Source organism: Methanosarcina sp. WH1, from assembly GCF_000970005.1.
Classification (GTDB): domain Archaea; phylum Halobacteriota; class Methanosarcinia; order Methanosarcinales; family Methanosarcinaceae; genus Methanosarcina.
The window spans coordinates 1,987,976-2,010,095 of the sequence record NZ_CP009504.1; the positions used below are offsets into that span (position 1 = coordinate 1,987,976).

The following is a 22,120-nucleotide window of genomic DNA, read 5'->3' on the forward strand; positions in this document are numbered from 1 at the left end:
TTCAGGACGGCAATTTCTAGATTCAGGCAGAGAATTTTATTATATATTTTACAATGTTACATGTTTTGAGATATTGCCTGTTTGAAGTAATTATCCGATAAAAATATTCAATAAAAATAATGGAATACGGGAAAAAGAAGGAATGCAGGATATGTTTCTGCATTCCTATTTAAAATTTATGTCGTGGTTTCACCCAATACATGGGTTTCTTTTTCCACCCTCGCCGGGTTCTCGTTCTGGGAATAGAACCAGAGCGGGACGTATAGGGCAAGCACCACGAAACCAACTATAGTGGAAGTCCAGCCCACTTCAAGGCTATTGAGGTAAATAACCCCTATCAAACAAAGAGGCAGGTTAAAGAGCCCGAAAATCAGAGCAACGTATTTCCAGCCCCCTGGAGCTTTGAAAGGTCTCTCAAGCTTTGAGAATCGGGGATCGAGTTTTGCCTTCACGTAAGCAAAGAGACTGATTCCGTTGGCACAGACGTATCCGATTGCAGATGCCGCCAGAATGGCTGCAGGAGTTCCAAGGCAAATGAAACCCATGTTAAAGAGAGCGATGACGATCATCGCATTAACGGGGGTTCCGTGAGTATTCATCTTTCTGAAGAACTTTGGAAGATTTCCTTCAGTAGCCATAGAATACATTGCCCTTGAAGCACCAAGGAAAGCAGTCTGGATGATCATTACCATTGCCGCAATCAGCATGAGGATGGTTAGAGCCCCACCTACGGGCCCAAGAGTCATCTGAGCCATCGGGAGCATTGGTGAGAAAGGTTCTGCCAGAATTCCTGCTATTCCCAGGGTTCCGGTACAGGCTGCCTGGACAAGGATGAAAGTCACCAGGCAGATAGTACCGCAGATGAAGAGGGCTTTGGGAACATCGGATTTTGGTTCCTTATACTCGGGCCCGTAGATAGCTGCGGTTTCCCAGGCACAGGCACTCCACTGAGCCATTGCAAAAATCCCGAACAGGATAAGGATATGCGGTATATCCCAGCTCCAGTCTGTGGGCAGCCAGGCTCCTGTGATATTGCTCATTTCAAACTGCCCGGTTATGAAAGGTGCAAGGGCAATGATGATAAGCGGGGCAAGAGAAAGCACGGCAAGGATGTACCCAAGGGTCGCTCCGCCGGCAAGCCCGCGATAATTGACTATCATAAGGAATATGTAAACAACTGCTCCGGAAGCAAGATAGAGAGCAAGGTCAGGAACACCAGCAAAGGCAGGAATCAGGCCTTTAAGGTAGCTTCCGATAAGAATTGCAAAGATAGCAAGCACGGGGTTCCAGGCAAACCAGTAGCTCCAGGCACTGAACCCTCCGAGCAGTTTACCCTGGTCGTATTTCTTGTTTCCCTTATTCGTACCGAACACACTCTGGGCGTATCCCGGAAGCCCTGAGGCTTTAGGGAACATTGTTGCAAGTTCTCCATAGGCAAAGTTCTGCATAAAGCCCTGGAAAACGGAAAAAATCCAGATGACGATTGCAAAAGCCCAGACATAGCTTGCAAAGTAACCGATAGATGGAAGGATCAGCACAGGAACACCAAGGGCGATTGCAAGCCCTTGTTTCCAGTCAATTGTCCGCTGAAGCCCTCCTGATTCACTTTTTTCGTCACTCATTTTCAACACACACTCCGTTTAATTGTTTATTGACATAACCTGAAGATTCGCACAGCTCTTGCAGCATAAATAAGCCTGCAGAACCTGCAAGCAGAAAAAGTGGAAAGATATTCAGAAACCAGGCCGGGAGGGTGCACCTGCGTTTTTCCGCCTGTAGCAGCAACCCGTAAAAAGTTTCGCCACGTTTCCTGAATTATTCCAGAGGAATATGGTTCCTGAAACCCCCGCTATTCGTGTTTATTGCAATCTTTTGTGCAAATTCGGTTCTATTCGATATGTTTATCTGATCTGTTTCCTGAAGAGATCACAGGAGTTGATCTTAACATCGAGCAACTTCTCGATATTCATTTTTGCAGCAATTCCCTTTGCAGCACCTGGGACTGAGGTAATGACGCCAATATCGAGTTCTTCACGGAGTTCTCTCATGACATATTCATCTGAGAGGTCCATTGTGTCGACATTCAGCTTCTTTGCCACATACTCTTTTGCCTCTCCTATGCGCATGTTCTTTGAGAACTGCATCCTTGCAACGAGGTCACCGGCTGCTCTCATGCCTGTCATACCGGAAGCCATTATGTGGGAAATCGGCATACCCAGAGGGTCGCCGACCCCGATCTATATGCCGTCAACGCCGGCAATTTCGACCATTGCCTTGCTTGCCCTTGTAACGGCATCGATTGGAGGAGTCTCAAGCATAGGGATTCCGCCGACACCCATACCCATGTTCACGTGACATGGAATTGAGGTTGCACCTACTGCAGCCTTTATAAATGTGACTGCCCGTGCCAGGTTCCAGGCAGAGGTCATGCTGGTGTTGGTGTTGCACACCGGACCAAAAACGTTTGCACCTGCTTTTTCAATAAGAGGAGCCTGCTGGTGTGGCCAGAGCCCTGCAAGGGTTACGCCGTCATACTGCAGGTTGCCGTGCATCCCGAGCACCATTTCTCCTGCCATCCCGGCTTCGATGTACATGTTTGGGAATTCTTTCCTGAGAGCTTCGATAGCGTGGAGGGTCCCGTACATGTCTGCGTCCCCGGCTGCACCGGTTGTGTCAAAGTTGATCCCGTCTGCCCCGGAGGCAAAGAGTTTCTGCATAACCCACACGGTGTCCCTTGTGAGGTGTTCTGCGGCGTGTTCCATGGAGTCCCAGGCTTCCTGAATCTTGAAAGCCTTCATCAGGTCTCCCGGGTTTTCGAAGGGACCATCGGGAGTATAATACAGGCCCATGTTCGGCATTGCCCCGTAAAAGAGCGGCACGATCATGTTCTGCTGGCAGGTTTCCATGGTCTGACACTCGTTTGAGATTACAGGTTTTACAGGTTTGTAGCTGTAATCGATGTGCCCGAGTTCCATGGTGTCTGCACCAAAGGCTCTCTCATGCATCATGCAGCCGACAAGCCGGCTGGAAGGAATACCAACACCACTGTTGCCCTGGTCCCCGTCAAGCCTGAGAGTACCGATATCGTGGGTCACAGGAACTTCCATGCCCTGCTCGACACTGACTGCCTTTCCGGGCATCATCAGGATTTCTGCAAGCTTTTCAAGTTCATCAGCACTGAGAACAGGAATCTCACCGAGGTCAGCGGCGTTAGCCGTGCCTGCCTCAATCTCCTCAACAATCTTTTCTTTGGTAAGGAAGACACGTTTCCCGTCTCCCATCCTCAAAGCATATTCAGTTGCCATTTTTATATCCTCCATTGATAAATGATATTGATTGAACTTAGATGACTAGACTCAGAATGAGAACCGGAATCAGAACCGGAATTAGAACCGGAATCAGAACCGGAATCAGAACCGGAATCAGAACCGGAATCAGAACCGGAATCAGAGCAGCAGTTCCTTTGCCTTTGCAACAGCTTCGCTTGCGTTTTCGGCGTAGCAGTCTGCCCCGATCTTTTCTGCCCAGGCCTGGGTTGCAGGTGCTCCTCCTACCATTACCTTGACGCGGCTGCGCAGCCCTTCCTCTTTCAGGAGTTCGATTACTTCCCTCTGTCCGGGAAGTGTGGTGGTCATCAGGGCAGAAAGCCCTATCATATTTGCATTGACTTCTTTTGCTTTCTCAACAAAGTTCTTTATAGGAACATCCCTGCCGATATCATGAACTTCAAAACCAGCGGATTGCAGCATTGTGGACACGATCGACTTGCCGATGTCGTGCACATCGCCTTCAACCGTCCCGTTTACAATTACACCGAGCTTTTTGCTCTCGCTCCCGGTAGGGAGATCAGCTTCAAGTAATTTGACTCCTGCTGTCATCGCATCAGCAGCCATCATTACATGGGGCAGAAAAAGTTTCCCTCTCTCAAAAAGAATTCCTACCTGGTTCATGCCTGCTGAAAGTCCTTTATCAATGATTTCTGCGGGTTCCATGACCTGCTTTGCTTTTTCAACAGCAGCCAGTACTGCATCCTTTTTACAGGAGATTACCGTATCCGAAAGCTCCTGAATAAGTTCTTCTTTAGTTGCCATTTTTAAACCTCCATTAAGTCAGAAACCCGCTTTAGCATCCTAAGTATCGCTACTAAAGTTTGATTCCTGAGTATAGAAATTATATGTGTAAAAATATATAGCCCAGACGATGGTGTTTTTTCTTAATGGTATGGAATTGGAACCTTCCGGAAGCATTGTGAAGGACCGAAGGAAAAGGACAGGCTCTTCGGTTGAGGCTCAATCAATAAGATTTTTTGATGGCATTGAAATTTTCAACATAAATAAAAACAGGGATGAAAAACAAAATTGAATTCAAAAATTAGGAAGTGAATCCGAGTTCTCAGGAATCGATTCCTAAAGAATCTCCGCATTGTTCTTTCGTTACTTTGAATGCATATTCCGACCATCCAGCACGCAGACCTTTATTGTTCCGGCACTCGTCTGGAAGTTCGTACAGATATTCAGAGGGGGGTGGGTTCTTTCAAAAACTTCCATTTTTTCTTTCGGCTGGCAGAAATAATCACCCTCAAGCCGGAATTTCTTAAAAAGCTCACATGTTTCACAGAGACATCCCTCTTTATTTCCCTCTACCTCGCTTTTGCCTCTGGCACAGAACATCCCTGTGCCCCCTGAATAAGAAAGACAGTTTTTGCAGACACAGGCTTTCAGGTGGTGGTATGAACTGCAGATCCCGAAATACTTTCCGTATATTTCCCTGGATTTCAAGGTGATATCGGGCATCTCCCGTGAGAACTCTTCTGCTTCTTCGGCATTTTCTCTGCCTTCTGTTGAGACCTCAGAGTCCAGAACATTTCCCCCTGTGTAAAAAAGGACATTAATTTATAAGATGTCAAAATATATTGTATTATTAATTGAGGGTTTTATAAATACATTTTTACCTGTGGCCGTTAGGGCTCTGGATTTAAAAAGGCTTTGGAGGAAAAGGGATAATATGGGATTCAATCAGGTAGCTGAAAGTGACGAACTGATTCTTGATAAAGCACTCGAAAGGCAGCGAATTCTGGAAACCGTGATCAATAACAGCCCTATAATGGCTTTTTTCTGGACCCCGGAAGAGGACTGGCCTGCCAGGTATGTCTCGAAAAACGTGACCCAGCTGGGGTATAGTGCAGAAGACTTCCTTACGGGAAGGATAATGTATGCAAATATAGTTCATTCCGAGGATATAGACCGGATAAGAAAAGAACTCATCAGATGCTGTGAAATCGGAAAAAATGATTTTGTCAATAGATACAGGGTCCTTACAGGCAGGGGAGAAATCCGATGGGTAGAAGAAAAGACCTTTATCCAGCGCGATAAAAAAGGAAATGTTGTCAATTTCCAGGGAATAGTCAGGGATGTTACCTCTGAGATAAAAAACGAAAAAGCATTGAGTGATGCCCTTGAGAGCCAGAAAGCCCTTATGGAAAAACAAAAAGCCCTGCTTGAGCGGCAGAAAGCACTGGAAACAGTGATCAACAACAGCTCTGTGGTGGTTTTTCTCTGGAAGGCAGAAAAGTACTGGCCCACTCTCTACGTATCAGAAAATGTCCGGCAGTTCGGGTACGCTCCTGAAGATTTCATTTCAGGAAGAATCCTCTACGGAAAGATCATCCATCCTGAAGACCTGCTCCTTGTGGAACTTGAACTTGATGAAAACTGTGAAGAAGGTGGAAAAGAGTTTTACCGGCAGTACCGCATCCTGACAAAAACCGGAGAGGTACGCTTGGTAGAAGAAAAAACCTTTATCCAGCGCAATCAGGAAGGGCAGGTGACCAATTTCCAGGGTATTATCGAAGACATAACCGAAAAGATTAAAAAATCCTGAGAGAAAAAGGAATCAATAACTTATTTTTTCCCGGGAAAAAGGGCATCATATACCTAACACCCCTCCCTCTTTTAAGGGGTAAAAAATATGTTAATAATAAGTCATTAATATTTTATAAACCTCTGAATATATTTTATTATTACAGAGGATTCTTCAATATAACATTTATTTCAATAAATATACATTACAGTCCAGAAACTACAGGTGATCAGATCAAGGTGCATAATATGGAAAACTCTTTAATTGACCTTATTTTTTTGTCAGAAAAAAGAAAAAAAGTGCTTCTCCTGCTGTTTGAAGGGCCAAAGGACATCAATACAATAAAAAAAACCCTTAAAGCAAGTGCAACTTCAGTTCAGCCCCAGGTAAAAATGCTCAGGGAAAAACACCTTGTAGTCCAGGATAAAGAGTTCTACAGGCTTAGCGAGATAGGAAAAATCATAACCGAAAAAATGAAACCCCTGCTGGATACCCTTTCTGTGCTGGAAGAAAATATAGATTACTGGGCTGACAGGGATATGAGTAAAATTCCGTCTTTTCTTCTGAACCGTATAGGAGAACTCGGGCATTGCATTACAATTGAACCTCAGCTCGAACATCTGTTCGAAATGATTCCCGAGTATGCAAAAAATGCTGAAGAGGCAAAAACGTTAGAAGCGCTCGTTTCTTATTTTCACCCTCTTTTTCCTTCCTTTTATCTAGGGCTTGCAAAAAAAGGTACAGCAGTGTCACTGATTCTTCCCGAATCAATACTTAAAAGGTGGATTGAAGATGATTACAGGGAACAAACCAGGCAGTTTCTGAAAATGGAGAATACTAAACTCCTAGCCTGCAAAGACTGTGAAAAGACTCCTACTATTATAGCGGCAGACAATTTCATGGGAATAGCACTTTTTCCTAAAGATGCAGTCTTTGATCGAAAATACCTGATAAACTTTGAGCCAGGAGCTCTGTCCTGGGGCAAAGAACTCTTTGAGTATTACAAAAACCTTTCCGAACAGACCACTGAAATTAATGACCTCAATAATGCTGCAGGAAACAGGCATATGTGAAATTCCCAAATAATCCTGTGAAAAATCCGGATTCCAGACAGCTATTCATGTGGAACGCAGCCCATTTATGATTTCTTCCAGAAGGAGGAGGGTCCCCGAAACTCCCAGATACGTTTTCGGGATAAAGTGGATGTACCCTCCGTCCGGAAGGATGATTTCGATAACGGCTTTGCAGCACCCCTTTGATTTTAAAAGCTGCAGGGTATGGGCGTCAGCAAAGGCAATATCAGCCGATTCCAGGGCAGGGTCCCTGTCCCAGGCTTCGCAAAAACCCTTTTCTTCCAGAAACGCCTTAAGAGATGCTGCTGCTTCAGGGTCGCTTCCGGGAAGAAGTTTTATTGCAAGGGGAGCCATCCCCAGATAGGAGTAAAGCCAGTGAGTAAGGGGGAAGGCAAGGGAGCTTTCTGCCCTGATTGAAAAACTGGCTCCTTTGGGTAGCCCTGAGAAAGAATGGAAACGTGAAATCTGTTTATAACTGGTCTGCCTGGCTTTCCGGATTTCCACAAGGGCACGGGCAGGGTCGATATCCAGGACAGCCGCAACTTCCTTAAGCAGGCTTTCATTGGCATCAAACCCAATGGGAGCCCCAAGAGGAGAAAACACGGCAGGTGTTCCGAAGCGTTCCCTGTACCACTCCGCGACCCTTCTGCCGTATTCGGGGAAAAGGACGATATTGCAGGCTGCATCTCTCGATTCCCTAATTTCGTCGAGTGAAGTTCCAGCAAGGAAAACGGTCCCTACTTCCAGGCCCAGAAAAGCCAGGAGCCGCTTCATTTCTGCAACCGAGCCTTCCCAGTGTTTATGGAGCAGGGAAAGCCCTATCAGGTTCACTTTTTTCAGGGAAACGGGGTGGGGGAGGGACCGGGAGAGAGGCCGGGGTTTCAGGTGCTCAAGCAAAGCAAGAGCGGTATTTTCAAAACCCCGGGCTGCGGGAAGGGAAAAACCCGTATTTTCCACCACAAAACAGCGGTTCTGAATCCCTGCTTTTTTAATTACACTCTCCAGGTCGTCTCCCACAAGGCTTGCTCCCGGGGAATTAATCACCACAAGCAAGCCTTTTTCTTTTGCTGCTATTGCTGCAAGGGCACTTTCAAACTTTTCAAGAGAACCCCGTATGTAGTCTTCCCCGTCCAGGCAGGTGCAGGGAACCCTTGGCTGTCCGAAATAGAACTCGTCCTGGAACGAAAGGGGGTCATGGGAACTTTCCCTTGGAAACTGTCTGTCCGAGAGAAAACTATGGTACGACTTGCATCCTGTAGGCCCATTCAGGATCACAGCCGCGTCCCTGATTCCTTCTACCGCCAGGATAGAACCCGTAAAAGCGTCCGGGGAAAAAATCAACTTTCATCACCTCCATCGTACTTCCACCCTTCCATAACCGGCAACCGCAGAAGTGTACTCCAGCGTTTTGCAAGTTCAAGCCCGCTCAGAAACCCCACCTGCGGGGAGAAAGGGATAGTATCATAGTGCACTCCTTCTTCAGGGACCGAAGGGACATAACTCGAAAGAACCAGGTCCGGCCTAAGATCCCTAACATCCCTCGCCCTCCTTTCATCAGTATAGTTTCTCTCCACCTGGAAACCTTCATGGGACAAGAGGCCCGGACTTTCCCTCCCGAAAAACGAGACAGGAATCCCGACCTTGAGGATTTCCATTCCCAGGTCCCGGATCGTGTCCAGGATCCAGCTGATATCCTTGGTGTAGCTCACCAGGAGCACGCGCTTTCCCGAGAGATGCGGGGCATATTTCCCGATCCCTGCTTTGTACGCCTCTTCCTGTTCCTGCAGCAGGAATGAGAGGTCCTTTCCGGGAAGCAGGCGTGCTGCCAGGGTTTTTATCCAGATGGAACTTTTCCGGAAACCCACAGGAAAAGGAAGCTCAAAAAACTCAAGCCCGAAACGCTCGGAAAGGTATGTCTGCAGGGCCCGGGTCTCGGGGTCGTTGCAGGCAAGCAGGTTGATTTCCGCTTTTTTAAAAGAGCGAAGGGAAAAGGTATCTGTCCCTTTTAAAAACCTGCAGTTGACCCCGTACCCCAGCTTCCCTAACAGCTTCTCGACCGTACGGAAGTCTTCCTCCCCCCGCAAAGAAAAGCTCCTTTCTCCAATCACATTAACAAGTCCTTTTTCGGGCCTGCCGGAAGGGTCAATCAGATCGGCAACCCGTTTGTAGCCCTCAAGTAGCCCGGCAGAAAAGTCCCCGGTAAGGACCCCTTCCACAGGGACAGGGATGACCCTTGCTCCCGGAAAACGGACTTCGGTTCTTGAAGCTGCCTCTCTTATGTCGTCTCCTATGATCCCTCCGGGGCAGGTGTTCACCACAAAGACCGTTTGCCAGCCGGCTGAAAGGGCTTCTTCGATTTTCCTCTCAAGTTTTTCGAGCCCTCCGAAGATGACGTCCTCTTCCTCCATATCGGTCGACAGGAGGCACGGGATCTGCTTTTCCTCACGTGTAGGAGCATTTATTCCACCTCCCCTTAAAAAAGAGCAAGAAAGAGCATCGGCTGTGATATGGGTGCAGCTCCTCGGCCCGTGCAGGACCGTGGCGGCATCGTTAACCTGAAAAGTCGCAGTCGTAGCCCCTGAAAAGGCACAGCCGTAAAGAGGCAGCCTGGTGGGAGGTGCCGATGGGGGTGGTGCGGATGCTTCTGTGGGAGTTCCTGCGGACTTTGTGTCGGGAACTCCTGCGGAGATTTCTACAGACTGCCCTTCGGGAATCGCCTTGCAGATTTCTGAGGAAGACCCTTTTTCCCGGTTGGGGGAACCAGGTTCTACACCGGGTTTTTTTCCGGGTGCAGATCCTGGGACAAATGGCTTTCTGTTGGGCAGTTTCCGCTTTCCCAGCACCAGGGTTTCAAGCTCAAGGTCACCAAGGGGGTTGGCGGGATGGAGCAGGCTTCGGTCCTTTTCCAGGGTTTCCACATACCCTGCCAGCTCCCTGAAAATACCTGCAGGGGCAGAGAAAGGGAAAGCTTCAGCCAAGGTTTTTCCGGCTTTTTCAGCCTGGAAAAAGACTTCGTCCCTGGGAAGAGAAATCAGTACAGGCAGCCCTACCGCCCGGGCAAAGGCAAAGACCCTTTCTTCTTCGGCAAAAAGCCCCCGTCCGTTGAAGATAATGCCTGCAACCCTGGGGACTGCGTCCTCGAAATTCCGGATTCCCCTGAGGATATTGTTGGCTGCGTATAGGGCCATGTATTCTCCGGAAGTCACCAGAAAAACCGCATCTGCATATTCTTTCCTGAGGGGAACTGCAAACCCGCCACAGACAACGTCCCCGAGCACGTCATAGAGAACAACGTCAAAGGAAGAATTCCTGAGCCCCAGGCGTTTTAAGACCTCAAAACTACTCAGAATCCCACGGCCTGCACAGCCAACCCCAGGTTTCGGCCCCCCGGCTTCCACACAGGCAGTACCTCCATAGCCTTCAAAAACCAGGGCTTCGAGCTGCTGCGCTTCCAGGGGAGTTTTGAGCATATAGTCCAGCACGGTGGGGATACCAGCCCCTCCGAGGAGCAGCCGGGTGGAATCGTGTTTTGGGTCGCAGCCGACTTGCAGTACTCGCTTTTTCAAACCGGCAAGGGCAGCCGAGAGGTTTGCAGCAACCGTGGACTTGCCTATGCCCCCCTTCCCATAGAGGGCAATCTGGATCACGGTTTTTCCCTCTGTGCCCTCCCGGACTTAAAAGGGCAAAACCCCGGGAAAAGAGAATTAATTGTTTTTTCTGTTTGGATGGGCATACCCGCATTATTAAGACTAAGGCATAAAAAATTATAGGTTATATTTCCGACTTAAAGGCATTTTTCTGACCATTTATGTCAGAGGTATCCTTCAAAATCCGCCTCTCCCCTTGCATAGGCTTCGTGCCATCCCGGGGGAACAGGCATATTTTCATAAAGGGCGGCTCGCTGTGCTTCAAACAGATCCGGCTTATTTCCCATAAATTCTGCTGCACAAAACACCCTGTTTTCTGCCTTTCCGGCAAGCTCTTTTAACCAGCGGTAGCCCCCAAAAGACCGCAGCAAGTGGTGGTCCAGGACCAGCGTATCCACACTTTCAGCCAGGAGGAGGGCATTTTCAAAAGCTTCTTTTGAAGCTTCAGGGACATGATGGGAGAGATAAAGCGGGGGACCTGCGGCAAAAACGATCGTAGGCTTCCAGGCAAGTACTTCAAGCACAGCTCCCCTGTCCAGGAGCTGGATGTCGGAACAGTGGACAAAGACCTCGTCTCCCTCCCTTACGCAGGTCATCATCACCGTGCCAAAACCCTTACCTTTTGTCCCATGCGGAACAGGTGAAGAAAAACTTATGCCATCGAAACTAATGCCTTCGGAATTCGGAAGGGGAAAGCCAAGAAAGGTTGAGAGTTCTTTTCTCCTTCTGGCAGAGAGCCGGGAAATATCCTCCGGTCCTTTGCACCAGAACCTGATTCCTTCCGGGGGAGGGAGGGCTTCTACTGGCAGCTGATAAGGGTCTTCAGCTTTCATGGGCATGTGGTCCCCGTGGTAGTGGCTGATTACTATGTCCGTTACACTTTCAAGTGCAACAAGGATCTTATTCCTGATCCTGAAAGCAGCTGCAACCTCTACAGGGTGGGGAGGTAAACCGTAACGCAGGCGAGCAAGGGCAACCCCCGGATCAATCAAAATTTTTTTCTCCCCGGTTTTTACAGCGCAGGCAAGAGACCTTGCTCCGAAGGACTCACACCCAAGAATTTCAATCTTCATATGTTTCTATCGGTTTGCAGGAATAATAATCCTTTTCATATATAGAAATTTAATATGTTTAAAAGTCTCCTTATCACTCTCTCACTCGTTGTTCGAAAGGTATTCTTCCAAAAATATTTTTACGGTGAGGTGAAAGTAAGCAAGTAGAAGGGGGACGATGATGATTCCCACCAATCCAAAAAAGGAGACTCCTATAATAACCCCAAGCAAAGATTGGAAAAGACCGATTAAGGAAAATCCGTAATCAGAGTCTGCCTTTCATCTCTTTCCCTAAATTTTGTGACCCCTACACCTACAAGCCTGAATTTCCCCCTGCCTATGAATTCCGACAAAAGCTGAATGGCTGTCCTTTTGATCACGAAGATATCCGAAGTCCAGAAAGGGAGAGTCCTTGAGCGTGTATAAGTAGAAAAGTCCTCAAAGCGCACTATAAGGGTTACGGTTTTAAAAAGAAAATGGTGTTTCAGAAGGGACCCATGCACGCTTTCTATAAGAATATCCAGGGACCCGGAGATTTTCACAGGGTCATTCGTGTCCTCTGCAAAGGTCCCGTGTCTGCTGATTGACTTTACGCCTTCTTTTTCAACGACCTCTCCAAAGTCGAGGCCGTTTGCCAACTGCTTCATCCTGAGCCCCATTTTCCCAAATCTTTCCGAAAGCAGCTGGATATCACAGTTTGCGAGCTCTTCTACCCTGTTAATTCCCATACTTTTCAGGTTTTCCGTTGTCTTTTCTCCGATTCCCGGAATTTTAGAAACTGACAGTGGAAAAAGAAAATCCCTGACATCTTCAGGCCTGATTACTGTAAGTCCATCAGGCTTTTGAAAACCCGAAGCAATTTTTGAAATAAGCTTGTTCGGCCCGACCCCAACAGAACAGGTGATCCCCTGCTGCCTCTGCACCTCATCCTTTATCCTGAGAGCATAGATAGCCGCCTCTTCAAAATTCCGGACCTCAGGCCCCGGTATAAGATAAGCTTCATCTACACTGACCTGCTGGAACTTTTCTGCAAACCTCCGCAAAAGCTCCATTACCCCTGCCGAAACCCCTGCATAGAGTTTCATGTTCACAGGTAAAAAAACAGCCCTCGGGCAGAGCCTGTAAGCCTGTGAAATAGGCATTGCCGAGTGGAGTCCATACTTTCTTGCCTCGTAAGAACAGGTGCTTACAACTCCCCTTCCGGACCCTTCTTTAGGATCAGAACCCACAACTACGGGCAGTCCTTTCAGTTCTGGCCTTTCTCTAACCTCTACAGACGCAAAAAAGCTGTCCATATCTACATGGAAAGTGATTCGTCTGTCGGAAGTGTTTGTTTCAGGATTGGGGGCAGGCATCATATCAGATAGAATAAAACATATAAAAAAGGCTTGAGGAAGTCGGGTGAAAGTATTAATCCGACTGGTCTGAAAAGTAAGCATATAGCCTTAATGTGTAATAGAACTTATTTCAGACTGTATAACCACATTGAAAGATTCCTTTCAGGACTCCTGTGTGTTATCGTCCTCTCTGTACATTACCGCTTTTGATAAAAAGCATACTCCTATAGCCGATATGCAGATAACCCAGTAAAAAGCCAGGGGCAATAACACTGCCTCAATGCTCGACCATTTTGAAATATCTCTGAGTGCGAGAATAAGAAAATACATAGAAAATATACTGGCTGCAGATGAAACTGCAACGTATACGTTCGTTGAACCATCGTGCCCATTTGAGGATATAAAAAATAATGCAGAGCAGGGGGACAGTAAAACCAGTATAATGATCCAGAGAGTCTCTACTGCGCTTACCGGGTCACCAAGAAATGATTTCCCATTAGAATAGACCAGAAAATTTGCTATAACGAATATAGATAGGGAAATACACAGAGGGATTGCCAGATACCATCGAGATAGTGTTTTTCTGGCTTCCAGTAAGAAAAGCACAGAACCAGAAAGAGAGATAATACCCAATAATTCGATGATGATGATAAACAGTAAATCGGATGCTATAAAACCCGGTGTTATAATAGACATGGAGCTGAATATGATGGATACAAAACTTGTAACCCACGTCATCATAAAAACAGCTGATGTCAACGCCAGCGCAATGTTTATCCTCATATCATCACCATAAAACCTGAAATAAGGTGAGTATGAAACGGGCTGCCATAAAGTAATAATGAGACACTGACAGCCGATTCTTGCTGGCTTCAATGTGACAGACCCCTCATAAAGGGTGCCGCAGCTTCCTCTCTATTGTATGAAGTGGACACCCTAACCTTAGATCCGAATATTAAATATATCTTACTATGATAGGACTATTCAGGAAAAGCATTTCTACAATATTATAATATGGGTATTAATCTTAATTTTTTATTTTTAGTTTAAATACGGGGGGATTTCATAAAAGCAGAGCAGAACAGTTCAAAAACTGGAAAAGAGATAATCGGACAGCTGTTTCCTGAAATCACATCTAAATCACTTGCAGGCAGGGTTGTGACCCTTCCTGAAGCCATGAAAGGAAAAATTGCACTCGTCTGTATTGCTTTTGTGCGAAGTTCACAGAGTATGATCGATTCCTGGGCTCAACCCTTTGAGCAGGAGTTTGGAAAAGACAGCATGTTTGCAGTCTACGAAGTCCCGATGATAAACGCAGGTTGGAAGGTCCTCTCCTGGATGATTGATGCCGGTATGAGAGGAGGAATCCCAGTGAAGAAACATGACAACGTGGTAACCTTTTATGGAGACTATTCCGGCTACCAAAAAGCTCTTGGAATGGAAAATACTAACCTTGCCTATGTTTTGTTACTGGATCAAAAAGGTATTGTTTGCTGGAAAGGGCAGGGATATGCCAGCCCTGAGACAGAAAAAGAACTTCTCAAAGCTGCAATGGCACTAAAATGATAGAATTTCAGGTAGAATGGAGAGATTATGAAGGTAACAAGGATAATACTCGGATTTTTTGCTTTTGTTGTCCTTATTTTTGCAGCTTATGCCGTCCTGAGAACCGTGCCGATTGATAACTGCGGGGAAAACGGGGCAGGACCTGCCTGCATCAAGCTTCCACCCGATTTTTCTATTGATTATTACGCCGAAAATGTTGGAGGGGCAAGGTCCATGACCCTTAGTCCAGGCGGGACACTTTTTGTCGGAAGCCGGGACACGGGGAAGGTCTATGCCGTCCCTGATCGGAATAGGGACAATAAAGCCGATGAGGTAATTGTGCTTGCCAAAGACCTGGATATGCCAAATGGGGTGGCGTTCAGGAACGGCTCCCTGTATGTAGCCGAAGTTTCCAGGGTGATCCGCTATGACAATATTGAAGCAAGGCTTGAAAATCCACCCGAGCCAGTCGTGGTCAACGGAGATTTTCCATCCGACCGCGCACATGGATGGAAATACATCAAATTCGGTCCCGATGGAAAACTGTATGTGCCTGTGGGTATGCCGTGTAATGTTTGCGAAAAGGAAGAAGAGCTCTACGGAACGATAATGCGGATGGAACATGATGGGAGCCAGCTCGAAATCTTTGCAAGAGGAATAAGGAACACGGTAGGTTTTGCCTGGAATCCCGAAACTGAAGAATTGTGGTTTACTGACAATGGAAGGGACTGGCTTGGGGACAATTTGCCTCCGGACGAACTTAACAGGGCTCCCGAACCCGGTATGAATTTCGGCTTTCCCTACTGCCATGCAGGTGATATTCCTGACCCTGAATACGGAGGACTCAGAAACTGCTCCGAGTTCACACCACCTGAGATAAAACTGGACCCTCATGTGGCTTCTCTTGGGATGACCTTTTACACAGGCACGATGTTCCCTGAAGAATACAGGAACCAGATCTTTATTGCCGAGCACGGCTCCTGGAACAGGAAAATTCCCATAGGGTACAGGGTTACCCTGGTCAGGCTGGAAAACGGAACCCCTGTAAGTTATGAGCCTTTTGCCGAAGGTTGGCTCCTGGGACTTGCAGCCTGGGGTAGACCTGTGGACGTCCTTGTAATGCCTGACGGAGCTTTGCTTGTGTCAGATGATAAGAATAATGCAATCTACAGGATCAGTTACGGCTGATCCTGATATCCTGCAACGTGGTTTTAACCCGAATTTGTTTGGTTTGATACATGGTACACAAGTGTGAAAAACCTTAAAGCAAAGTACAAAAACTTCCAAATAGCGAAAAACCATTATTATGGGAATTTAATGGAAAATACGATTTTTAAAGAATTATATAATTATTTAATGGATTATTTTTGGTTATAATTTAAATTGAAAGTTTAGAAATACTTATTTTTTTAATTAAATCTTATTTACTTCTTTTTGAGTAAGTATATTTATATTTAAACCGGTTAATATTAAACTATCAACCAATAGATAGCTGGCAAGACAATTGGAACGAATTATCCAGAGATGAAAGGTTGAAGGGAAGTGATCTACACAGGAATCATCAGTGTGATCGAGCTTCGTTTCAGCAAATATTGTTAGTGGTCAATATTGTGGGAACAATCCAGAATCACTGGATTTAAGAAATCACCGGATTTCAGAACAGAGTCTTTTCATCGGTGTATAAATCTTTTTCATGCAATTGAACACAATCAGGAGTATAATTTATGAAATATAACAAATTTGATAGGACAAAAAAGACTCTTGCTATTTTGCTGATACTTTGTTTTGTATTGTCAGTGACAGTTGCGTCAGTAAGCGCAGCTGACAATAGTAAGTACGACAAGAGCAAAGAAGGCTACAACAAAGGCTACAACAAAGGCTATAAAGATGGCAAAAAACAGGGTCATAAAGACTGCTGGCAATATGGAAGCAAAGAGATTCTCAATAAAATACCCACTCCTTTCAACAAACCCAGCTGGACCAGAGACTACAAAGAAAGCTACAATAAAGGCTACAAAAACGGATATCTCGATAGCTACAATAAATGTAGATACGAATGCTTAAAATAAGGGCTAGTAGATACGAATGCTTAAAATAAGAGCTGAATGCTTAAAATAAGGGCTAGTAGATACGAATGCTTAAAATAAGGGGTAAGACCCCTTGAAAATAAAAATTAGAATATTGTAATCCCTGAGATAACACCCGGAACAGAGGATTTTCCGTTAAAAGTTATATTTAAATTGACTTCTTTAAGAACCATTTTCCGGGTCTTCTTAATCTGGTATTGGTTTTCAACTTTTTAACTTTTTTTCCTGTCTTTTCACAATCAAGGTTTTGCAAATTTTTATAAATATTTATGTCAATAGTGATAATTTTTGATACATCACATGTTTATATATTTCCATTTTATATTCATTATATATTTAAATCGGAATTAATAATAAATGAAATATTTATCTACTATCTATCCTTATTTAATTGTGATCAGTTGGGTGATCAATTAGATTTTATTTCACGAAGTAAAAATATTAATTGGGGTGTGGATTAATGGAATTAATTTTTGAAACGTGCTCGTGAATAACATAGTTCAGATCAGATCAAGGGGAATAAGATAGTCCAGATTGGATCATAGGGGCAAGTTATTGATCAAACCTGAAAAACGAATACGCCTCCCATATTCGGGAAAAGTACCCGATGTTCAGGAAAAATTCCCCTTATTTAAGAAAAATATTCTATATATAAGAAATATTTTCTATATATAAAAAAAATCTCTTATATTTGGGAAAATGTAGAGAGATTTTTTTGTTCACAATTCTTGGTAGCTAATCTCCACAATCTCATACAATACTGGATTTGCTGGTAAAAATGAATCTGAGGTTCTGCATTATTTTCACTGCTGCTCTACTCACTTTAGTGGCATCTGCATCGCTCACTTTAGGGGTACCTTTCTTAGAAGACAAAAACATCACTGCAACAGTCCACGGGACAACATATTTATGGGATACCCTTGAACCACTGAACGATACTGTTATCAATATAAATTCAGTTCCTCCCCAATCCATGGTAGCAAAAAACGGTGTGTATTCCTTTGAACTGGTGCCCGGAGACTATACTATTACAGCCAGGTTTTACCAGAACAATACCCTCATCTATTCAAAAGAAGCAACTTTCAAGATTGAAGATGAAGGAAATTATGTTTTCGATCTCTTGCTTTATCCAGTCTCCGAATATCCGGTAACAGAACCAATTTCAGCTAAAATGAATAACCCCAATAGCATGGCTCCTCCCGAACAAACCGGGACTAGCTCTTCAACTATAAGTTACCTTCCAATAGCCTTTACGCTTATTATTCTGTTCGGAGGGGGCTATAAACTTTCCAGCAAATACAAAAAGACGAATAAAAATAGGCTTCAGAAAGGAAAGTTCAATATACCCGGGTTTCTGGCAAAAGTCCCCGGTAAAAGTACTGGTTCGGAAGTGACGTCTGGATTCGGAAATATTGGGGAAGCTGTCTTCGTAACGGATCCAATAATAGAACCTGCAGGTAATTCTGAAATTGAAACTGCTGCTCTTAAAAAACCTCCTCTTTCTGCAGATCTGTGTGAAGTCCTGGATGTTATTCGAGGCCATAAAGGCAGGATTACCCAGAAAAATCTACGCAGCAAGCTGGAATATTCCGAAGTAAAAGTCAGCCTTCTGCTTTCAGACCTGGAAAAGAGAGGACTGATTAAGAAGTTCAAGAATGGACGTGAAAATATTGTGATTTTAACGGATGAGAAGCACTAATACTCACGTGCTACACTCACGTGCTACACTCACGTGCTACACTCACGCAATTGAAACTCCTCGGTTTCCTCTGTAATTCCCTCGTGTAATGCTTGGTTATAAGCAGTTACATTTCCAATAGCTCCTAAGGAAAAGATAGAACTAAGGAAAAGATAGAACTAAGGAAAAAAATAGAACTAAGGAAAAGATAGAACTAAGAAACAAAAAGAGAAGCCAGTGAGGGTTCACTTCATCCCCTGAAGCGGGGTATGCGTAACCCTCCACAGTCTGCCTCAGTGATGCCTACCAAAACTGCTGTACCAGCCACAGTACTGATTGTTCCACTTCTTATATTTTAGGCACCATTGCATATAAAGCTGGAACCATCTGTTGTAGTTTTTGTTCCAGGCATTGTAATTTTGGCCCCATCTCTTATAATTATTGTTATTTCTGTTCTTCCCATTCCATTTTTTCTTCTGATTGTCCCAGTTTTTCTTCTGAGTATCCCAGTTTTTCTTCTGACTGTCCCAGTTTTTCTTCTGACTGTCATATTTAGATTTTTCGTTGCCCCATTGCCGATCATTTTTATTAGGTGCTGCACTTACTGATGCAACTGTCACTGACAGTACGAAACAAACTGCCAGCAAAATTCCCAGTATCTTTTTCATTTTCAAGATCCACACACTCCATTAATTTATTTAACCCCTTTATTGATACTAAAATCAATACCGATAAATCTTCCAGAGTTTGAAAGCATCGGTTTTGTTCTTTAAATTGTCTTTCCGGCTATCTGCCGGCTGCTTAAATCAACTTTTATTCTAATTGCCTTACCGACTAGTTGCGGCTTGACAATTCTAGAATTGGGTAGATTAAATATAAACATACTTATAATAATAACCAGCTTAAAAAGGTTTAATTAATAAAATAAAAGTTTTAAAAGGTTTAATTCGTAAAATAAGAGTTTTTAAATTTTAAAAACTATTTATATCCGTAAATAACGTATTTAACACTTATAAAGCACCTTAAACTTTGAGTTCCGAAAGTGAGTTACTGAAAATCTCAGGCATAACAATCACTCTTCATTTTTCAGAACATAGGGGTTGTGTTTGTTTTTTCGAATTAAATCAATAATTTATCCCATTATCGTATATTATAAGTATTCTCAATTGGCCATCAGTTAAGGAATTTTCCTCCCTGAAAAATGAATTTATTTATGGGTAAAAAGGGTTTAAAAGGATTTATTTATGAAAATAATTTTTTCTAAACTTTTGATATCACATATCGTCACAAATCAGGTGTTAAATAAGCATAAAGCTCCTTGAAAATCGTATATTTTTAAAAAAAAGTAATATATTCGTTTATTTAGAGGTTTCAAGGCGCAAGCATAAAATACCGCTATTTCAATTGTTGAAAGCACAGATCTTCCGCAGTTTAACTGAAAAACCAGTGGCAATAGACTTAGAGCATCCAATATTATATTTGGTGAGTCGCTGGTTGCGGTAAGTTTCCAGAACTTCGGCGTACCAGCCTGAAAAATCACGCGTGGTTAAGCAGGATGACGTAGACACAGTCAGGCTGGACAACCATTCCGTCCTTGACCTCATAAACCGGCATCCATGTATAGCATCCTGTCAGGTGCATCCTGTCAGGTTGTGAGAATGCTCTTGTGGAAAGGAATAACAGGGGTTGGAAAATTCCCTGAACATATCAAAGATCTCTGCCTATATTTGAGGACTCTACCAAATTGATTAACTTCAATTTTTTGAAGATTGTGCAATTTAATTCAGCAGCAAGTTTAACTTGTTGTTTCACAATTTCTTTGAATTTATTTAATTCATGTGTGCTCTCGATATAATCCATTGGGACGGTCAAGCTTTTCAAATCATTCGAATTCAAGTGTGCAGTTTGCCCTGTAATCATACTTTGAATTTTTTCTTTCGTTGAAGGAAGTGATAAATAAATATATAAGAGGTAGGGATCAATTTTTTTAATATCAGGTCTTATTAGCATGACTTCGCCTACGTATGAAGCCTGACCACCAATCACCCCCGGGATTTCTTCTATAAAATCTACCTTTTCTGCGATGTATTTTGGGGAGTGAGCCGAGCTTGTTAATAAAATGTCATTCTTTTGAAGCATTAAATTTGTACTGCTATTTTCACGTTTCTTTTTTTCATCTTCGCCTATAAAATTTCTATCTCTGGGTAGCCAATCTATTCCTTTTCCTGTTAAATTTCCAACTTTCACCAAAAATAAACCTTCATCATTCTTACTATATTTGCTTCTTGGTGGGGTTCTACCTGTCCCAACATATGTAGTTAGCTCTCCCAATTTCATACAATCTTCAGACTCGAACCGTTTCAACATTAGTTCTCTAATATTTGATAACGTACTGCTTTTTTTTGTGGGACCTAATTGAATTAGTTTTAATTTTTTTTCACAGCTTTCACAATTATCTTTTAGGTTAGAAGCTAAATATGGTAATTCATTTCCGTCCCTAAATCTTCCAGTGCTATCATAACCTATATTTAATATATTTACATATTTTACAAAGGATTTTTCCTCCATTTCCTCCGGGTACGAATATTTTTTTGCAAATAATAATATGGTTGTTGTTTGAGTTCCCGAAATCTGGAATGTTTCCGCCGGCAGCACTACAATACTTTCAATGTAGCCATATTTGCTCAATTCTCTTCTCTCATTGAAAAAGGAAGAATTAGTTACTACACTTCTGGGTAGTACTATACCCAATCTACCCCCTGGTTTTAGTAATTTCATGCATTTTTCCAGAAAAACTAATTCACTATATTGCCTTTTTTTGTTTAAACATACTGAATATTTAGATAAATCATATTGGTCACTATCAAGAATTACTCCAAATGGAGGATTTGTAATTATTATGTCAAAAGAGTTTGCTACATACCAATCAATACTTCCCTCTTTAACGAATAAGGAGTCTGCAAGTTTGTTATGAAATATGCACTTTTCATCAAAACCTAAGTTCAGCTGAGCAAGTAATAGCATGCGAGGGTTTTTATCTAAGCCATATAATTCAAAATTTGAAATATTTGGGGAATTATTTTGCAAACGTTTGCAGGATTCTATCAAGAATGTTGCTGAACCACATGCTAAATCCAAAATTTTTTCTCCGGGTTTTGGATCAATATATTCAACAATGCTCTTTACGACTTCATCAGGAGTCAGAAATATTCCTAAACCTTTTCTAATATCAGGCGTTAGAAAAGTCCTTAAAGCTGCACTTTTTTTGTCTACAGAAATATCAGTTAGTGTGACATCTTTAAATATCTCATGTATTGCAATAAGTGCTTTTTTTGATAAGTTGAATTTTTTATTATTCCATATAGTTTCAAGCCATTCAACTCGTTCTAAATAATTATAAAGAAGTTTGTTCAATTTAGTATATTGTTCATTTTCCAGTATGAGAAAAGATCCGCTATCACACAATCTTTTCTCGCAATCAAGAATATCCCCCTTTATTTCACTTTGAGTTTTTAAAAATATATATTTCAATAATTCATCAAACGCTTCTTGAGGTTGCAATCCATCAATGTTGCGCATCATGTCATGCGCAGTTCGAAACTTACCTGAAAGCTCTTTAGTTGGGATAAATGTGGAAATAAACATAAACAAACCTCTAACGAATTAACCCCATTATTTAGTTAGAATTAATTCCATTATTTAGTTAGAATTAATTCCATCTTTTCAACATAAAAATCAAACTGTCAAACTAGGTTAAAAGATAATAACAAGAATTGAAGTGAAAAAACAAGAAAAGAAAAAGTGAGAGCATTATCTATCGTGAGAGCTGCGGAGAGACTGAA

General features: G+C 43.3%; 16 protein-coding genes and 1 pseudogene. 6 read left to right on the plus strand and 11 right to left on the minus strand.

The features are described from left to right. Positions 1-176: 176 nt before the first annotated feature. The 4 genes and pseudogenes from MSWH1_RS08690 to MSWH1_RS08710 all read right to left on the minus strand — a co-directional run bounded on the left by MSWH1_RS08690 (position 177) and on the right by MSWH1_RS08710 (position 4,793). Positions 177-1,622 (minus strand): APC family permease, encoded by a 1,446-nt coding sequence (locus MSWH1_RS08690; RefSeq protein WP_048127786.1) that lies wholly within the window; start codon positions 1,620-1,622, stop codon positions 177-179. A 279-nt stretch (positions 1,623-1,901) separates the two neighbouring features. Next, a pseudogene (gene mtbB / locus MSWH1_RS08700) lies at positions 1,902-3,305 on the minus strand ([dimethylamine--corrinoid protein] Co-methyltransferase). A gap of 141 nt (positions 3,306-3,446) precedes the next feature. Further along, positions 3,447-4,091 carry a dimethylamine corrinoid protein MtbC gene (gene mtbC, locus MSWH1_RS08705; RefSeq protein ID WP_048127793.1) on the minus strand — a complete coding sequence of 215 codons (645 nt, stop codon included), beginning with the start codon at positions 4,089-4,091 and terminating at the stop codon, positions 3,447-3,449. 342 nt (positions 4,092-4,433) lie between these two features. Continuing rightward, a complete protein-coding gene (locus MSWH1_RS08710; RefSeq protein ID WP_082088083.1) occupies positions 4,434-4,793 on the minus strand; it encodes a DUF2769 domain-containing protein in 360 nt (119 codons plus the stop codon). A 211-nt stretch (positions 4,794-5,004) separates the two neighbouring features. On the opposite strand from MSWH1_RS08710, the gene MSWH1_RS08715 reads away from it, so the two are divergent. Next, the gene (locus MSWH1_RS08715; RefSeq protein ID WP_048127795.1) at positions 5,005-5,880 is read left to right on the plus strand and encodes a PAS domain-containing protein; all 876 of its coding nucleotides are present in this window, start codon (positions 5,005-5,007) and stop codon (positions 5,878-5,880) included. 227 nt (positions 5,881-6,107) lie between these two features. Beyond that, positions 6,108-6,932: a winged helix-turn-helix domain-containing protein gene (locus tag MSWH1_RS08720; RefSeq protein WP_048127797.1), complete on the plus strand. Its 825-nt coding sequence runs from the start codon at positions 6,108-6,110 to the stop codon at positions 6,930-6,932. 45 nt (positions 6,933-6,977) lie between these two features. Here the strand turns inward: MSWH1_RS08720 and MSWH1_RS08725 are convergent, their stop codons facing one another. From MSWH1_RS08725 to MSWH1_RS18140, 5 genes are all read right to left on the minus strand, one after another. Beyond that, entirely contained in the window at positions 6,978-8,273 is a 1,296-nt protein-coding gene (locus tag MSWH1_RS08725; RefSeq protein ID WP_048127799.1) for a nitrogenase component 1, read from the minus strand. Continuing rightward, complete coding sequence (locus MSWH1_RS08730; RefSeq protein ID WP_048127801.1) at positions 8,270-10,579, minus strand: nitrogenase component 1; 2,310 nt, start codon at positions 10,577-10,579, stop codon at positions 8,270-8,272. The genes MSWH1_RS08725 and MSWH1_RS08730 overlap by 4 nt, the downstream gene beginning before the upstream one ends. Before the next feature lie 164 nt (positions 10,580-10,743). Continuing rightward, positions 10,744-11,652 (minus strand): MBL fold metallo-hydrolase, encoded by a 909-nt coding sequence (locus MSWH1_RS08735; RefSeq protein WP_048127803.1) that lies wholly within the window; start codon positions 11,650-11,652, stop codon positions 10,744-10,746. 227 nt (positions 11,653-11,879) lie between these two features. Beyond that, positions 11,880-12,989, minus strand: a complete 1,110-nt coding sequence (gene dinB, locus MSWH1_RS08740) for a DNA polymerase IV (RefSeq protein ID WP_048130338.1) — start codon at positions 12,987-12,989, stop codon at positions 11,880-11,882. A gap of 141 nt (positions 12,990-13,130) precedes the next feature. After that, on the minus strand, positions 13,131-13,844 hold the full coding sequence (locus MSWH1_RS18140; protein ID WP_231591696.1) for a hypothetical protein: 714 nt from the start codon (positions 13,842-13,844) through the stop codon (positions 13,131-13,133). Positions 13,845-14,096: 252 nt separating this feature from the next. On the opposite strand from MSWH1_RS18140, the gene MSWH1_RS08750 reads away from it, so the two are divergent. From MSWH1_RS08750 to MSWH1_RS08765, 4 genes are all read left to right on the plus strand, one after another. After that, entirely contained in the window at positions 14,097-14,534 is a 438-nt protein-coding gene (locus MSWH1_RS08750) for a hypothetical protein (protein ID WP_082088085.1), read from the plus strand. A 27-nt stretch (positions 14,535-14,561) separates the two neighbouring features. After that, on the plus strand, positions 14,562-15,701 hold the full coding sequence (locus MSWH1_RS08755) for a sorbosone dehydrogenase family protein (protein ID WP_048127809.1): 1,140 nt from the start codon (positions 14,562-14,564) through the stop codon (positions 15,699-15,701). Positions 15,702-16,237: 536 nt separating this feature from the next. Then, positions 16,238-16,582, plus strand: coding sequence for a hypothetical protein (locus MSWH1_RS08760; protein WP_048127811.1), 345 nt, complete (start codon positions 16,238-16,240; stop codon positions 16,580-16,582). Between the two features lie 796 nt (positions 16,583-17,378). Next, positions 17,379-18,299, plus strand: a complete 921-nt coding sequence (locus MSWH1_RS08765; RefSeq protein ID WP_048127813.1) for a winged helix DNA-binding protein — start codon at positions 17,379-17,381, stop codon at positions 18,297-18,299. A 272-nt stretch (positions 18,300-18,571) separates the two neighbouring features. Here the strand turns inward: MSWH1_RS08765 and MSWH1_RS08770 are convergent, their stop codons facing one another. Both MSWH1_RS08770 and MSWH1_RS17530 read right to left on the minus strand, forming a co-directional pair. Further along, positions 18,572-18,946, minus strand: a complete 375-nt coding sequence (locus MSWH1_RS08770; protein WP_048127815.1) for a hypothetical protein — start codon at positions 18,944-18,946, stop codon at positions 18,572-18,574. A 1,039-nt stretch (positions 18,947-19,985) separates the two neighbouring features. Next, a complete protein-coding gene (locus tag MSWH1_RS17530) occupies positions 19,986-21,923 on the minus strand; it encodes an N-6 DNA methylase (protein ID WP_052723151.1) in 1,938 nt (645 codons plus the stop codon). Between the last annotated feature and the right edge of the window lie 197 nt (positions 21,924-22,120).

Bases quoted from the DNA above. Each gene is read 5' to 3' on its own strand.
- MSWH1_RS08690 (WP_048127786.1), bottom strand. From the start codon at position 1,622: ATGAGTGACGAAAAAAGTGAATCAGGAGGGCTTCAGCGGACAATTGAC.
- mtbC (WP_048127793.1), bottom strand. From the start codon at position 4,091: ATGGCAACTAAAGAAGAACTTATTCAGGAGCTTTCGGATACGGTAATC.
- MSWH1_RS08710 (WP_082088083.1), bottom strand. From the start codon at position 4,793: ATGCCCGATATCACCTTGAAATCCAGGGAAATATACGGAAAGTATTTC.
- MSWH1_RS08715 (WP_048127795.1), top strand. From the start codon at position 5,005: ATGGGATTCAATCAGGTAGCTGAAAGTGACGAACTGATTCTTGATAAA.
- MSWH1_RS08720 (WP_048127797.1), top strand. From the start codon at position 6,108: ATGGAAAACTCTTTAATTGACCTTATTTTTTTGTCAGAAAAAAGAAAA.
- MSWH1_RS08735 (WP_048127803.1), bottom strand. From the start codon at position 11,652: ATGAAGATTGAAATTCTTGGGTGTGAGTCCTTCGGAGCAAGGTCTCTT.
- dinB (WP_048130338.1), bottom strand. From the start codon at position 12,989: ATGATGCCTGCCCCCAATCCTGAAACAAACACTTCCGACAGACGAATC.
- MSWH1_RS08755 (WP_048127809.1), top strand. From the start codon at position 14,562: ATGAAGGTAACAAGGATAATACTCGGATTTTTTGCTTTTGTTGTCCTT.
- MSWH1_RS08760 (WP_048127811.1), top strand. From the start codon at position 16,238: ATGAAATATAACAAATTTGATAGGACAAAAAAGACTCTTGCTATTTTG.
- MSWH1_RS08765 (WP_048127813.1), top strand. From the start codon at position 17,379: ATGAATCTGAGGTTCTGCATTATTTTCACTGCTGCTCTACTCACTTTA.
- MSWH1_RS08770 (WP_048127815.1), bottom strand. From the start codon at position 18,946: ATGAAAAAGATACTGGGAATTTTGCTGGCAGTTTGTTTCGTACTGTCA.
- MSWH1_RS17530 (WP_052723151.1), bottom strand. From the start codon at position 21,923: ATGTTTATTTCCACATTTATCCCAACTAAAGAGCTTTCAGGTAAGTTT.